The organism is Novosphingobium sp. BL-52-GroH (assembly GCF_044813085.1).
GTDB lineage: Bacteria > Pseudomonadota > Alphaproteobacteria > Sphingomonadales > Sphingomonadaceae > Novosphingobium.
Genome location: NZ_CP171152.1, coordinates 1,317,974 through 1,331,763 on the forward strand (window position 1 = coordinate 1,317,974; position 13,790 = coordinate 1,331,763).

Here is a 13,790-nt window from a genome sequence, read left to right on the forward strand (position 1 = left end):
CCAGACGATTTCATCCGATTGGAAAAAATCGCTCTATGCGGCAGCCGGCAGCGGCTCCTTCGCCTTCGGCCCGCCCGCGCCGTAGAGCCCCAGTATCGCCGCCAGCACGAAGAACCCGGCCATCGCCAGGATCGCGCCGTCGTAGCTGCGGGTGAGCGAGTGGACTCGCGCCGAGCCGACCACCGCGAAGGCGATGAACGGCAGCCCGATCAGCGTGTTGAGCCCGAAGCCGCGGCTGTAGCTGGCCTGCCCGAAGGCATCGGACAGCCCGCGTCCCAGTGTCGGGATCGCACCGGCGCCGTGCATGCCGATGAGGCCGATCACCAATGCCGCCAGCCAGAACGGCGGGTGCTGCAGCAGGATCGCCCAGAGCACCGCGCAGTCGAAGCCGATCAGCGCCAGCGCGCGGCCGCCGCCGATCCTGTCGGCGATCCAGCCGAACAACACCGACCCAGCGATGCCCACCAGCGACATGATGGACTGCAGCAGCGCCGCCTCGGGCCTGGTGAAACCCCAGGACAGGCCCATGGGCACCAGCAGCGAGCCGAGCAGGACCGAACTGGCCATACTCGCCACCGCCGCCAGCGAGATCGCCCAGAACCGTGGCCGGGCGACGAGTTGCGCCATGCTCAGCGATCCGTCGGCGGTGCGATTCTCGCGCGGGCCGGGAGCGACGCTTTCGACCTGGCCGGGCGGGTGGTCGATCGCCAGCAGCACCAGCGGTAGCATCAGCGCCGCACAGAGCAGGCCGATGACGAGGTAGATGGTCCCCGCCGACGTCACCGACAGCGCGCGCTCCAGCGTCCAGGGCACCACGGCGATGACAACCGGCAGGTGGACGATGCCCAGTGCGAGTCCGCGGTTGCGGTTGAACCAGCGCGTCACCAGCGTGGCCGGGCCGATCGATCCGGCAAGGCTCAGCGCCGGCCCGAAGCACAGCCCGTAGGCCATGAGGTAGAGCGCGTAGCTGTTCGTCCAGGCCAGCGTCAGGTAGCCGGCCACGGTCAGCAGCGCGCCGACCAGCAGCAGCAGGCGCAGCGAGACCCGGGCGATCAGCACGCCTACGAAGGGCGCGAGCACCGAGGAGCCCACCAGCACCAGCGGAATGCCCGCCGCCGCCTGCTCCGCGCTGACGCCGAGCCGCTGCTCGACCGAGGCCAGCATGAGCCCGAAGGAGCCCATGACGGTGCCGATGACCATGTTGTGCGAGACCCCGGCGATCACGCCCATGCGGACGGCCAGGGGATGGTTGGGGGCCGGTTGGTCGGCGCTCAGGTGATTCGCGCCCTCGCCTCCAGGGCTGGTCGATAGTGCCAAGCTCTCTCTCCCGATGCTTGCCCGATTGGCCGGGTCTGCCGGCGGAAAGGCGCCGGTCGCATGCGGGGGGAGTGTGCCGGGCGCCCTCGTTCCGTGGCCAGGACTTTCGATCGCCGCGCGCGAGAATCCGCCCGGGCGACGTTGCCCGCCGTCGGCGGCGTCTGCGGCCTGCCCGTCAGGCGCGTTGGGGGAGCGCGTGTGCCTTCGCGAGGTGTTCGAGCACCGGGCCGTAGATCGGTCGGTCGAACTCGACGCCGGCGAGGTCGCCGCTGATCCAGCGCACGACGCCGGGCATTCCTTCCATCCCTTGCGGGCGGATGATGAGCCGCGCGCCGACCCGGAAGTAGAGCCCGCGCATCCGCAGGCAGCAGCCTTCGACGGAAATGTCCGAAATCTCCCCGTCGTCGCGCAGCCCGCTCTGGGTACGGCACTGGACGGCCATCGCGACGGAGCGTCGCTGCGAACGTCGGGGAAGGATGCGGCGGGTCATGGCGCGAGGCTAGCGCGATTCAGTTTAACTTCGATTAAAGGCCGCCCTTGCCCGAAGGCTCCTTGGCAAAGTCCGGAACCGGACCCGGAAATCGCCGTCCGGCGACTTTCGAAGCCGGTTCTCAAGCGACCGCGGGCTTCCTCGCGAAGAGGCCGAAGCCGGCGATCACGGCGTAGCACAGCGCCGGCAGGACGAGCGCGATGCCCAGGTTGCCGCCGGTGGCGTCGGCGAGCGCGCCGGTCGCCATCGGTACGATCGCGCCGCCGCAGATCGCCACGTTGATGATCCCCGAGCCGTCCGCCGCGCGGGTGCCCAGCTTCTCGCAGGCGAGGCTGAAGATGGTCGGGAACATGATCGAGTTCATCAGGCCCACCGCCAGCAGCGCATAGCCCGAGACATGGCCGGTGGTGGTGATCGACAGCGCGATCAGCGCGATCGCGGCGCAGGCGTTGAAGACCAGCACGAGGCCCGGGTTCAGCACCCGCAGCACCGCCGAGCCGATGAACCGGCCGATCATCGCGCCGCCCCAGTAGAGGCCGATCAGCTTGCCGGCGGACTGCTCGGGCAGCGCCAGGACGTGGTCCTGCATCAGATAGCTGACGATCAGCGAACCGATCGAGACTTCCGCGCCCACGTAGAGGAAGATGCACAGCGCGCCGTAGCCGAAGCGGCCGCGCTTGAGCAGGTCGAGCCCGGCGAGGCCCGCTCCGTCGGCGCCCTTGTCCTGGTGCTTCTCCATCGGCAGGCGATTGCGGAACATCCACACCGCGCCCGCGACGAGCGCGAGGGCGACGGCGATGCCGAGATAGCCGTGGACGATCGCCTGGCTCTCGGCGCTGCGATAGGCGTCGAGCGCGGGTCCGGCGAGGTCCTTGGCCGAGACCGTGGCGAGGCTGCCCAGGATCAGCACCGAGCCGGCGATCGGGAAGAGCGTGGTGCCCAGGGAATTGAACGCCTGTGCGAAAGTCAGGCGCGAACTGGTCGTCTCGGGCTTGCCGAGCAGGCTGATGAGCGGGTTGGCGACGACCTGGACGATGACCACCCCTGCCGCCAGCACGAAGTAGGCGGCGAGGAACAGCCAGTAGATCGCGGTCTGCGAGGCGGGAATGAAGGCCAGGCAGCCCAGGATCATGATCCCCAGGCCCGCCGCCGCGCCGCGCATGTAGCCGACCTTGCGCACCAGCATGGCGCCCGGGATGCCGATCGCGGCATAGGCGGCGAAGAAGCAGAACTGCACCAGCATCGCCTCGGTGTAGCTGAGCGTGAACAGCTCCTTGAGCTTGGGGATGATGACGTCGTTGAGGCTGGTGATGCCGCCGAAGATGAAGAACAGCGCCATCACGAAGTACCGCAGTTCCGGCGCATCGACGTGGCCGCCGGGCACTTCCTCCCCGAATCCGGAGTCGGTGCTGCTGCTGCTGGTATCCATCATGACGGCCATTGCCGCGTTCTCCCGGAGGTCGGTATTAAGGTCGTTTAGCGTCGAGGGACGTGTCTTTGCGCACTTTTTCCGGGCAGGGCAAGCGATTGCAGCCCGGATGCGCTGCAGCCCGGCTTGTGCAGAATTGGAGGAGAATTCGTGCACTGCAGCAAAAATCAATTGCGCTGTGTTGCTCAGGGCATCAAATGGGGCCCATCGCAGGCCACTCGCATCTCGGCGGCCTGTGAACCAAACCTTGCAAAGGACTACGCATGAAGAAGATTGCTTTCGCCGCGCTCGCATCGGCTGCCGCTTTGGCTCTCTCCGCCTGCCACAGCGAACCCACTGCCGCCCCGACCGAAGCCGTGACCGATGCTCCGGACGAAGTCGTGACCGGCGATGCCACCGACGTTCCCAGCGAAGCCGCTTCCGAAGCGCTTTAATCCGGCCGACAGGGTCCGGCGCGCGTCGATCGCCGCCGGGCCCTGCGACTTCCCCCTCGATAGCATGACGACGCACTCCGCCTGATCCGCGGGGTTTTTGTCGTTTGGGTTCGGGGTTTTTCAGCTCTTTGGCCGAATCGGGGACATGGCGCGCCCGTTCGAACACGGTTCGAACACCCGCGTGAAAACAGGGCGACCATTTTCAATGGAAATGGCGCGCCCGACAGGGTTCGAACCTGTGACCCCAAGCTTAGAAGGCTCGTGCTCTATCCAGCTGAGCTACGGGCGCGCGCGAGTTCCCCATAGCGCGGTTGCGCGCCTTGGCAAACCGCTGCCGCGACGCAAACTTGTGCTTTGCGCCGCACAAAAGCCGGGTTACGCACAGGCCATGAATGCCAGCCCGGACGCGCAAACCAACCTGTCCCGAATCGACGGCCTTGCCGGTGCCCGGCGACATTTCCGCTATTTCGACTATACGATGGCCGCTTTCGTGGCGATCCTGCTGCTGTCCAACCTGATCGGCGCCTCCAAGCTGGCCTCGCTGGGCGGCGTGACCTTCGGTGCAGGCATCCTGTTCTTCCCCGTCAGCTACGTGATCGGCGACGTGCTCACCGAAGTCTACGGCTACGCCAATGCGCGGCGCTGCGTGTGGATGGGCTTCTTCGCGCTGGTGTTCATGGCCTTCATGAGCTTCGTCGTCGTCGCCATGCCCCCGGCCGACGGCTGGGACGGCCAGTCGGCCTACGAGGCCGTGTTCGGCTCCACCTGGCGCATCGTACTCGCCTCGGTCACCGCATTCTGGGCCGGCGAGTTCGTCAATTCCTTCGTCATGGCCAAGATGAAGCTGCTCACCGGCGGCAGGCACTTGTGGACCCGCACCATCGGCTCGACCGTGTTCGGACAGGCGGTCGACAGCGCGCTGTTCTACCCGATCGCCTTCCTCGGCACCTGGACCACCACCCAGGTCCTCACCGTGATGGTCACCAACTGGGGCATGAAGGTCCTGTGGGAAGCGGTCCTGACCCCGGTGACCTACGCGGTGGTCGGCTGGCTCAAGGCGCGCGAGGGCGTCGAGGTCTTCGACGAGAACCTGGACTTCTCGCCCTTCGCAAAAACCAAGGCGGTATAAGCCCCGGCATCGCTCGCAATGCCGCGCAAGTGCGGCTAGGCAGCCTGCGACATGCTCGACCGCATTCTCCTGTCCCGTTTCCGCAACCACCGCGAGACCGCGGTGGAAGGCACTGCGCAGTTCAACCTGCTGGTGGGCGAGAACGGTGCCGGCAAGACCAACGTGCTCGAGGCCATCAGCCTGCTGGCGCCGGGTCGCGGCCTGCGGCGCGCGCAACTGGCCGATATGCCCAATCAGGATGGAAACGACGAAAGCGCCGATGGCGGCTTCGCGGTAAGCGCGGACCTCGCGGCACCGGGCGCAGAGCCCGTGCGCCTCGGCACCGGGATCGCGGCGGATCGGCCCGGTCGGCGGCTGGTCCAGGTCAACGGCGCCCAGGCCTCGGCGCTCAGCCTTGCCGAATGGCTCTCGATCGGCTGGCTGACCCCGGCGATGGACCGCCTCTTCGTCGAGGGCGCGGGCGCCCGGCGGCGGTTCCTCGACCGGCTGGTGCTGGCGATCGACCCCGGCCATGCCGGCCATGCCGCGCGGCTGGAAGGATCGCTGCGCGAACGCAACCGCCTGCTGTCCGACGAGCGCGCGCCCGACCCGCGCTGGCTCGACGCCATCGAAGCGCAAGTCGCCGAGGCCGGGGCGCTGGTCGCCGCCGCCCGCGCCAACCTCGTAGCCCGGCTGGAAGACATGCTGGCGACCCTGCCCGACGCGCCTTTCGCCCGGCCTTCGCTCGCCTACCTGCCGGGCGGCCCGCTCGATGCCGAGGCGCTGGCGGAGGCCCTGCGCGACAACCGCCCTCGCGAACGCGCCGCTCAACGCACGCTCGTCGGCCCGCACCGCGACGAGCTGGCGGTGACGATGGCCGGCAAGGGCCAACCCGCCGCCGATTGTTCGACGGGGGAGCAGAAGGCGATGCTGATCGCGGTGACCCTCGCCCATTCGCAGCTTCTGGAAGGCGACGGCGAGGCCCGCCCGCGCCTGCTGCTGCTCGACGAAGTGGCCGCCCATCTCGACCCCGTGCGCCGCGAAGCCCTGTTCGACCGCCTGCGCGCCGGCTCGGCGCAAGTCTGGCTGACCGGCACCGAACTCGCCCCGTTCGAGGCGATCGCGGGCGAGGCGGCGGTCTGGGAGGTCCGTTCGGGCGCGGTGCTGCGGGTGAGCTGAGGTCGCCGCCCCGCCAGTCCCTACTCCACCTTCTTCCCGTCCTTCGCCAGCGCGTCCGCCACGTCGTCCACCGTCGCGGAGACGATCGCGTCGATGCCGATGGCGGTCGGGTGGACGTGGTCGTCCTGCATGAGGTCGGGCTTGTCGATCACCGGCTGGAGGAAGAACGGCACCAGCACCGCCCCGTACTTCTGGGAAAGCTGGGGGTAGATCGGGTTGAACGACTGCGCGTAATCGCGCCCCAGGTTCGGCGCCGCCAGCATCCCCAGCACGACGACCGGAATCTTCTCCTCCTTAAGCCGCTTGAGGATCGCCTCGAAATTCGCGCGCGTCTCGGCCGGGGGGAGCGAGCGCAGCATGTCGTTGCCGCCCAGGCTGATTATCACCAGCTCCGGCTTGGCGGGCTGGCTCTTGAGGGTGAAGTCGAGCCGCTGCAGGCCGGCCGCCGTGGTGTCGCCCGAAACGCCGGCGTTGGCGATCTTCGCATTGACGCCCCGCGCGCGCAGGGCCTGTTCGAGCCGGTCGGGATAGCTTTCGCCGTCCTCCAGCCCGTAGCCCGCCAGCAGCGAATCGCCGAACGCCAGTATCCGCCGCTCCGGCCCCATGACCGGGATCCGGGGCGGCGCGTCGAGTGCGCTTTCGCTGGGTTGCGGGGCGGGCGCCGGGGCCTTGTCGCAGGCGGACAGCGCGAGGGTGAAAACGGCAAGGAGGGCAAGGGAAACGCGGCTCAAGGCAAACTCCTTAGCGTCCGCGACTTGTCGGACCGCATGGTGCTATCCCATATGGGGATCGTGACAAGCCCTGCCCACTCCCCCGCCCCTTCCCAGATCGACCCGGCTCCGGCCATTCTTGCAAGGGACCTGCGGCTGACGCTGGGCTCCGGGGAAAGCGCGGTGGAAATCCTCAAGGGGCTCGACCTTGCTGTGCCGCTGGGCCAGACGCTGGCGCTGCTCGGCCCCTCGGGCTCGGGCAAGTCCTCGCTGATGGCCGTGCTCTGCGGACTGGAGCGCGCCAGTTCGGGCACGCTCCAGGTGGCCGGGCAGCGCTTCGCTGGGGCCGAGGGCAAGGCACTGGGCGAGGACGACCTGGCCCGCGCCCGGCGCGGGCGGATCGGCGTCGTGCTCCAGGCCTTCCACCTGCTGCCGACGATGACCGCGCTCGAAAACGTCGCTACCCCGCTGGAACTGGCCGGCATGCCCCAGGCGCGCGAGCGGGCCGAGGCGGAACTCGTCGCGGTGGGCCTCGGCCATCGCCTGTCGCACTATCCCGCGCAGCTTTCGGGCGGCGAGCAGCAGCGCGTCGCCATCGCCCGCGCGCTGGCCCCGCGCCCCGCGCTGGTCTTCGCCGACGAGCCGACCGGCAACCTCGATGCCGCCACCGGCGCCGCGATCGTCGACCTGCTGTTCGCCCGCCGCGCCGAGGCCGGCGCCACGCTCCTCATCATCACCCACGACGAAAGCCTCGCCCGACGCTGCGAACGCGTGGTGACCTTGGCCGACGGCCGGATCGCGAGCGACGTTCATGCATGACGTCAAGCCAGCCGTCGTCCCGGGCGGCGGGGAATGACCACCCTTCCCTGGCGGACCGCCTGGACCATCGCGCGGCGCGACCTTTCAGCGCGGTTCCGGGGGCTCAGGCTCCTGCTCGTCTGCCTGTTCCTGGGCGTCGGCGCGATCGCCGCGATCGGGACGCTGACCGGCTCGATCGAGAGCGAACTGGGCGCGCGCGGGCGCGAGATCCTGGGCGGCGACATCGAGCTGAAAGTCTGGCAGCGCGGCTTCACCGGCGCCGAGACCGCCGCCCTCGCCCGCCTCGGCAAAGTCTCGCAGGGGCTGCGCATGCAGGCGATCGCCAGCCGCGGCGAGGCCACGGCGCCAGTCGCGCTCAAGGCGGTGGACGGGGCCTGGCCGCTCTACGGAAGGCTCGAACTGGTCGACGGCCGCCGCGTCGGCGCGCCGCCTCCAGGCACGGTGTGGATCGCCCGGGGCACCGCCGCGAGGCTCGGCGTCGGCAAGGGCGGGCGCATCGACCTTGGCGGCGTGCCCGTCACCGTCGGCGGCATCCTCCTTGCCGACCCGGAACAGATGAGCGAGGGCTTCGCGCTCGGCGACACCGCCGTCGTCCCGCTCGACCTGCCCGCCCGCGCCGGACTCACGACGCCGGGGGCGATGTACCGCAGCGTCGTGCGCGTGCGCTTCGCCGATCCCTTGCGCGATCCCGACCCGGTGGTGGACCGGCTCAAGGACCGCTTCGGCGAGAGCGCGTTCGACACCCGCACCCGCAAAGGCGCCTCCCCCGCCACCGGGCGCTTCGTCAGCCGCATGGGCGAGTTCCTCGTGCTCGTCGGCCTCGCCGCGCTGGTGATCGCGGGAATCGGCATCGGCGGCGGCGTGTCCTCCTACCTCGAAGCGCGGCGCACCTCGATCGCGACGCTCAAGGTGCTGGGCGCGACCAGCGGCGACATTGCGCGCATCTACCTGCTGCAGGTGGGGGCCGCCGCGTTGGCGGGAAGCCTTGCCGGACTGGCGGCGGGCGTGCTGGTGACCCCGCTTCTCGCCTCGGCATTGCAGAGCCTGCTGCCGGTGCAGACCGGCTTCACCGTCTCGCCCGTCGCGCTGGCGACGGCGGCGGCCTATGGCCTGCTGGTGGCGCTGGTGTTCGCCGCGCCGCCGCTGGTGCGCGCCCGCGGCTGGCCGGCGATGGCGCTGATGCGCTCGCGGGTTTCGCCGCTCGCCGCCGACCGCAAGGCGCTCGCCCTGCCGGTGGGCCTGGGCCTTGCCGCGATCGTCGCCCTGGCGCTCGCCAATGCCGCGCAGCCGCTGGTGACGCTGGGCTTCCTCGCAGGATCGGCAGTGATGCTGGGACTGCTCGCGCTGATCGGCCTGGGCATCCGCAAGCTGGCCGCGCGCCTGCCCCGCCCGCGCGGGCCGATGCTGCGTGCCGGCCTCGCCAACCTGCACCGCCCCGGCGCGCAGACGGGCGCGCTGGTGACCGCGCTCGGCTTCGGGCTTTCCGCCTTCGTGCTGATCGCCGCGGTCCAGACGAGCCTGGAGGCCAACATCCGCCGCACCGTGCCGGATCGCGCGCCCGACTTCTTCGTGCTCGACGTGCCGCGCGACAAGGCGGCGGACTTTCGCGATGCGGTGACGCAGACGGTGCCCGGCGCCGCGGTCAAGCTGGTGCCCAACTTGCGGGGCCGCATCCTCGCCTATGGGCCGAAGGAGGCGATGACCAAGGTATCCTCGCTGGGCAAGGACCTGCCCGACGGCGCCTGGGCCCTGCGCGGCGAGCGTGGCCTCACCTACTCGGTCGCCGTGCCCGAAGGCAGCACCGTGACCTCAGGCAAGTGGTGGCCGGAAATCTATCGGGGCGAGCCGCTGGTCTCGCTCGACCAGGACCTCGCCGCCACGATCGGGCTCAAGGTGGGCGACTACGTGACGGTGAGCGTGCTGGGTGTCGAGCGGACTGCCCGCATCGCCGCGCTGCGCCGGATCGACTGGGATTCGCTGGGCTTCAACTACGTCCTCGTCTTCTCGCCCAACGCACTGGCCGATGCCCCGCACAACCTCGCCGCCACGATCGAGGTGCCCGGCGGCGCCGCGACCGCCGGCCTGCTGCCCCGGCTGGTGCGCGCCTTCCCGTCCAGCTCGGTGATCGAGACCGGCAGCCTCCTGCGCGACGCGCGCGACCTGCTCGACCAGATGTCCGCGGCGATCCTGGCGGCCGCATCGGTGGCGGTGCTCGCGGGCCTTGCGGTGCTGCTGGGGGCCATCGCCGCGGCGCGGGCCAGCCGGACCTACGACACGGTGATCCTGCGCGTGCTGGGCGCGAGCCGGCGCCAGTTGCTGGTCCTGCAGATGGCCGAATACGGGATCATCTGCGCGGTGCTCGCGGTCGTCGCGCTCGCCGCCGGCAGCGCCATGGCCTGGGCGGTAATCGTCGAACTGTTCGATTTCACCTGGCTGCCCGACTGGCCCCGGATCCTCGCGGTGCTCGGGGCCGGGCTGGCGCTGATCCTGGGCTTCGCGCTGGCCGGCTCGCTGCCGCTGCTGCGGGCGAAACCGGCGCGGGCGCTGAGGGAACTGTGAGGGTCGGTAAGGCCCGCACGGTCCCGCCTATGCGAAGACGTCGGCCCCGCTCGGGTCCTTGGGGTCGGCGCCGAAGCGGTTGTGGCCGGGAGTGCCGGGCAGGAACATGATGACGAGTTGCGCAATGCTGGCGATCCAGCCGACCAGCGGGATCAGGCCCAGGACGATGAAGCCCAGATACCACCACCCGCTCATGTCGCGGTCGTGGAAGCGGCGCACGGTGACGGCGATCGTCGGCACCAGCACGGCAAGGCCGTAGAGCCCGAGCAGGCCGAACAGGATCATCGTGACGGCACCGATGCCGCTTGCCGCCTCGTTGCCCATGACCAGCGCCCGGTACGAGAAGCCGGACCCGAAGGCGGCTCCCATCAGCACCATCACCACGATGAGGTTGAGCAGGCTGAACGACCAGAACTCCATCCGGCGCGAACGGCCGCTGAATTCGGCGTAACGACGAAACGGCAACAGCATGTAGTCGAGCATGACTTTCCCCTATTTCTGCATCGGCAGGCGCCTTCTGCGCCATGCACCTGCCTTGCTGCCGAGACTATAAGGGCAACCGCCTGCCCGGCAACGGCTCAGTTCAATTCCTTGCGATCGCTAGAAAAAGACGGCTCATGAAAAAGGGGCGCGAAAGGCCTTGGCCCTCGCGCCCCTGTTCCAGGTTGCGCATCCTCTCGCCCGCCTCTCCTCCCAGAACCGCGGGCGCGGTCGCGCCTTTATGCGCTCCGGCTTAGAACCGGTAGCGCGCCGCCACGCCGTAAGTGCGTGGCTGGTTGGGATAGCCCGAGATCGAGCCGGGCTGCGCCGGGCTGTCGAAGATCTGCAGGATGGTGCGGTCGTTCAGCAGGTTGCGGCCCCACACGGAAACCTCGATCCCGCGCGCCATCGCATAGGTCAGCGAGGCATTGACGTCGTTGATGTCCTGCTTGAACTCGCGCGCGGCGGCCAGGGCGGCGGCCACGCTGGTGACCTGCCCCGCCGCATTGCGGGTGACGAGCCCCGGCAGGCCCTCGACCAGCCTGAACTGGGCTTCGTAGTGATAGTCGCCGCGCAGGATCACCCGGTCGCCGTTCGAGCCTACCGGCTGCACGAACTCGGCCCCGAACGTCACCGACAGCGGCGAGACGCCCGCCGGGGTACTGCCCGACAGGTCGCCGAAAGCCGAGAGCTGGAAGGTGTCGTACTTGGGATCGAGGTACGTCCACGAAAGCGTCAGCGTCAGCGGATCGACCGGCTTGGCCGAACCTTCGAACTCGATGCCGAAGGCCGACTGCTTGCCCGCATTGGCGAGGAAGAAGCCCGAGCCGGTGAAGATGTTCGACTGGAAGTTCTTGATCGTCTGCTTGAACACCGCGACGTTGGCCGAGACGATGCCCCAGTTGCCCTTGATGCCCAGCTCGTAGACCGTCGCGTCCTCCGCATCGGCGAAGCGGCTGCCCGAGGTCAGGTTGGTCACTGCCAGCCCCTGCGCACGCAGGGCCACCAGATCGGCTGGCGTCGGCCGGCTGTCGCGCGAGAGGTTGATCGAGGCGGCCTTGTAGCCGGTCGCCCAGGCGGCATAGACGTTGACGGTGGGCGTCACGTCCCAGGCGACGCGGGCGGTGTAGCTGAAGTCGCCGTCGCTCACCTTGCCCGGCTCGACCGCGTTGGGCAGGTTCATGAACGGCGGGAAGTACTGCAGCGCGCGCAGGCCGGCGAGCGGGTTGGCGGCAGGGTTGTTGGCATTGCCGGCGGCAAAGGCGGTGGCGCCTGCGTTGACCTGGGCGAAGGCCGCTCCGTTCGCCGCCGCGAAGGCGCCGATCTCGGCGGCGGTGGCCGAACGGCCCAGCCCCAGCAGGTTGCCGACCGTCTGCGACAGCGCGCCCTGATACAGCAGCGTCTGGCGGAACGGCGCATAGGCGGCGCCGTCGAGGTCGATGCCGGCGAAGGCGTCGTTCGACGTGGTGCCGGTGGCGAAGCGCTTCGCGTCGTGGGTATAGTTGATCCCGCCGGTCACGATCAGGCCCGGCGCCACTTCGAAGTCGAGCTGGCCGAACAGCGAGTACGCCTCGTCCTTCAGCTTGTAGGCCTCGGTCAGGCCCGTGCCCGGGGCGAAGAACCGGCCGGTGTACTTGGCCGGGTTGCCCTCCAGCGCGCCGAAGGTGGTTTCCAGCTGCGGCACGCTGAGCGCCCCGCCCGAAAGGCTCTGGACCAGCAGGTTGGCATAGGCCCGCGCGTCGTCGCCCCAGAACACCTCGTTGGCCTGGTCGATCTTCTCGTGGAAGTAGTAGCCGCCGACGAGGCCGGAGAGCTTGTCGCTCACCTCGAAGGTCGCGCGCAGTTCCTGGGTAAAGGTCTTGATCCGCAGGTCCTGCCAGTTGCGGCCGAGCAGGTCGGCGCTGGAGAAGTCGGAATCCTGGTTGGTCAGCGCATCGGTGCGGCGGTAGGAAGTGATCGAGGTCAGCTTGACGCCGCCCATGTCGTAGTCGAGCTGGCCCGACAGGCCCCAGTTCTCGATGTCGTTCGAGCTTTGGAAGTTGCCGTAGGCGACGTTGTCGTACTTCTGATCGGGCTGGGTGACGGCCCCGCCGAGCGCGAAGATCGCGGCCGTCGGCGTGGCCTGCCGCAAGTTGACGACCGCGCAGCAGTTCTCGTCGATCTTGCCGTAGTCGCCGATCAGGCGGACCTCGAAGCCGTCGTGGTTGTCGAACAGCAACTGGCCCCGCGCGAACCAGCGGTCGCGCTCGTTGGTGCGCTCGCCGGTATTGAGGTCCTTGACGATGCCGTCGCGCTTGTTGAGCCCGCCCGCCAGGCTGAAGGCCACGTTCTCGCTGATCGGGCCGGTCACCACGCCCTTGACCACGACCGCGTCGTAGTTGCCGTAGCTCGCCTCGACATTGCCGCCGAACTCGAACTGCGGCTTACGGGTCACGATCGAGATCACGCCCGCCGAGGCGTTCTTGCCGAACAGGGTGGACTGGGGCCCGCGCAGCACCTCGATGCGTTCGACGTCGGGGAAGTCCGCGATCATCGAGGCCGAGCGCGAACGATAGACGCCGTCGACGAAGAGGCCGACCGAAGGCTCGATGCCGGCGTTGTTGGCGCCGTTGCCGAAGCCGCGGATGTAGAAGTTGGTATTGGCGCTCGACTGCAACTGATTGACGCGCAGGCTGGGGACGACCGACTGCAAGTCCTTGAGATCGCGGATCTGCGCCCGCTCCAGCGTCGCGCCGCTGGTGACCGAGACGGCCACCGGCACGTCCTGCAGGGTCTGCTCGCGCTTGGTGGCGGTGACGATGATGACGTCGGCGTATTCCTCGCCCGCCTGCGGGGTGGCCTCCTGCGCCCGCGCGGGGGCGGCGGCCAGTCCGGCAAAAGCCACGCCCGCGAGCAGGCCATGCAAGGTCAGGCCGGTGCGTGCCCCCGCGCGACCGATGCCCAGCCCCGGACTCATGCGCGATGCACGCGCGACGATGCCTGCTGAATAGCCCTTCATTTCGGATCCCCTGTTCCTGCCTGCACGGTGGATCGCGTCGTTTTCGCGCGAGTCTCGCCGCTAATCGTAGTCGCGTATCGTAAAGGCGCTTTTACGAAGGATCGGAAGCAGCTACAATCGCCCTCATACGAAAACTGCGGACAATCCGCACCATTGTGGCACTGACGCCACAACCCGGCACATCGCAGCACGCTTGCCGAAATCGCTCTTATCGGCTAATGGCGCGCAAATTTTGCAGTGCAGCACGCATCTGCCCGCCGGCCCTCC

Annotated in this window: 11 protein-coding genes and 1 tRNA gene; 5 read left to right on the forward strand and 7 right to left on the reverse strand. The window is 69.0% G+C overall.

Annotation, left to right across the window (positions count from 1 at the left end; translation table 11 throughout):
- Positions 1–33 precede the first annotated feature (33 nt).
- The 3 genes from ACFFDA_RS18875 to ACFFDA_RS18885 form a co-directional block, all read right to left on the reverse strand.
- Positions 34–1,317, reverse strand: a complete 1,284-nt coding sequence (locus ACFFDA_RS18875; RefSeq protein WP_404482314.1) for an MFS transporter — start codon at positions 1,315–1,317, stop codon at positions 34–36.
- 175 nt (positions 1,318–1,492) lie between these two features.
- Entirely contained in the window at positions 1,493–1,807 is a 315-nt protein-coding gene (locus ACFFDA_RS18880) for a PilZ domain-containing protein (RefSeq protein ID WP_404482315.1), read from the reverse strand.
- 121 nt (positions 1,808–1,928) lie between these two features.
- Positions 1,929–3,239, reverse strand: a complete 1,311-nt coding sequence (locus ACFFDA_RS18885) for a sugar MFS transporter (RefSeq protein ID WP_404482786.1) — start codon at positions 3,237–3,239, stop codon at positions 1,929–1,931.
- A 260-nt stretch (positions 3,240–3,499) separates the two neighbouring features.
- On the opposite strand from ACFFDA_RS18885, the gene ACFFDA_RS18890 reads away from it, so the two are divergent.
- Positions 3,500–3,670, forward strand: coding sequence for a hypothetical protein (locus tag ACFFDA_RS18890; RefSeq protein WP_404482316.1), 171 nt, complete (start codon positions 3,500–3,502; stop codon positions 3,668–3,670).
- A gap of 212 nt (positions 3,671–3,882) precedes the next feature.
- On the opposite strand, the gene ACFFDA_RS18895 is transcribed toward ACFFDA_RS18890, so the two are convergent.
- Positions 3,883–3,959: transfer RNA gene (locus ACFFDA_RS18895), tRNA-Arg, on the reverse strand.
- A gap of 99 nt (positions 3,960–4,058) precedes the next feature.
- Here ACFFDA_RS18895 and ACFFDA_RS18900 point away from each other — a divergent pair.
- Both ACFFDA_RS18900 and recF read left to right on the forward strand, forming a co-directional pair.
- The gene (locus ACFFDA_RS18900) at positions 4,059–4,799 is read left to right on the forward strand and encodes a queuosine precursor transporter (RefSeq protein ID WP_404482317.1); all 741 of its coding nucleotides are present in this window, start codon (positions 4,059–4,061) and stop codon (positions 4,797–4,799) included.
- Between the two features lie 51 nt (positions 4,800–4,850).
- Positions 4,851–5,957: a DNA replication/repair protein RecF gene (gene recF, locus ACFFDA_RS18905; RefSeq protein WP_404482318.1), complete on the forward strand. Its 1,107-nt coding sequence runs from the start codon at positions 4,851–4,853 to the stop codon at positions 5,955–5,957.
- Positions 5,958–5,977: 20 nt separating this feature from the next.
- Here the strand turns inward: recF and ACFFDA_RS18910 are convergent, their stop codons facing one another.
- Entirely contained in the window at positions 5,978–6,688 is a 711-nt protein-coding gene (locus tag ACFFDA_RS18910) for an arylesterase (RefSeq protein WP_404482319.1), read from the reverse strand.
- Between the two features lie 51 nt (positions 6,689–6,739).
- Here ACFFDA_RS18910 and ACFFDA_RS18915 point away from each other — a divergent pair, with 51 nt between their 5' ends.
- Together ACFFDA_RS18915 and ACFFDA_RS18920 are read left to right on the forward strand one after the other, a co-directional pair.
- Complete coding sequence (locus tag ACFFDA_RS18915; protein ID WP_404482320.1) at positions 6,740–7,486, forward strand: ABC transporter ATP-binding protein; 747 nt, start codon at positions 6,740–6,742, stop codon at positions 7,484–7,486.
- Between the two features lie 33 nt (positions 7,487–7,519).
- Complete coding sequence (locus ACFFDA_RS18920) at positions 7,520–10,045, forward strand: ABC transporter permease (protein ID WP_404482321.1); 2,526 nt, start codon at positions 7,520–7,522, stop codon at positions 10,043–10,045.
- A 27-nt stretch (positions 10,046–10,072) separates the two neighbouring features.
- Here the strand turns inward: ACFFDA_RS18920 and ACFFDA_RS18925 are convergent, their stop codons facing one another.
- Together ACFFDA_RS18925 and ACFFDA_RS18930 are read right to left on the reverse strand one after the other, a co-directional pair.
- Entirely contained in the window at positions 10,073–10,528 is a 456-nt protein-coding gene (locus tag ACFFDA_RS18925; RefSeq protein ID WP_404482322.1) for a DUF805 domain-containing protein, read from the reverse strand.
- Positions 10,529–10,778: 250 nt separating this feature from the next.
- Positions 10,779–13,523: a TonB-dependent receptor gene (locus tag ACFFDA_RS18930; protein ID WP_404482323.1), complete on the reverse strand. Its 2,745-nt coding sequence runs from the start codon at positions 13,521–13,523 to the stop codon at positions 10,779–10,781.
- Between the last annotated feature and the right edge of the window lie 267 nt (positions 13,524–13,790).

Coding starts and splice junctions, on each gene's coding strand:
- ACFFDA_RS18880 (WP_404482315.1), bottom strand. CDS start 1,807: ATGACCCGCCGCATCCTTCCCCGACGTTCGCAGCGACGCTCCGTCGCG.
- ACFFDA_RS18885 (WP_404482786.1), bottom strand. CDS start 3,239: ATGATGGATACCAGCAGCAGCAGCACCGACTCCGGATTCGGGGAGGAA.
- ACFFDA_RS18890 (WP_404482316.1), top strand. CDS start 3,500: ATGAAGAAGATTGCTTTCGCCGCGCTCGCATCGGCTGCCGCTTTGGCT.
- ACFFDA_RS18900 (WP_404482317.1), top strand. CDS start 4,059: ATGAATGCCAGCCCGGACGCGCAAACCAACCTGTCCCGAATCGACGGC.
- recF (WP_404482318.1), top strand. CDS start 4,851: ATGCTCGACCGCATTCTCCTGTCCCGTTTCCGCAACCACCGCGAGACC.
- ACFFDA_RS18915 (WP_404482320.1), top strand. CDS start 6,740: ATGGGGATCGTGACAAGCCCTGCCCACTCCCCCGCCCCTTCCCAGATC.
- ACFFDA_RS18920 (WP_404482321.1), top strand. CDS start 7,520: ATGACCACCCTTCCCTGGCGGACCGCCTGGACCATCGCGCGGCGCGAC.
- ACFFDA_RS18925 (WP_404482322.1), bottom strand. CDS start 10,528: ATGCTCGACTACATGCTGTTGCCGTTTCGTCGTTACGCCGAATTCAGC.
- ACFFDA_RS18930 (WP_404482323.1), bottom strand. CDS start 13,523: ATGAAGGGCTATTCAGCAGGCATCGTCGCGCGTGCATCGCGCATGAGT.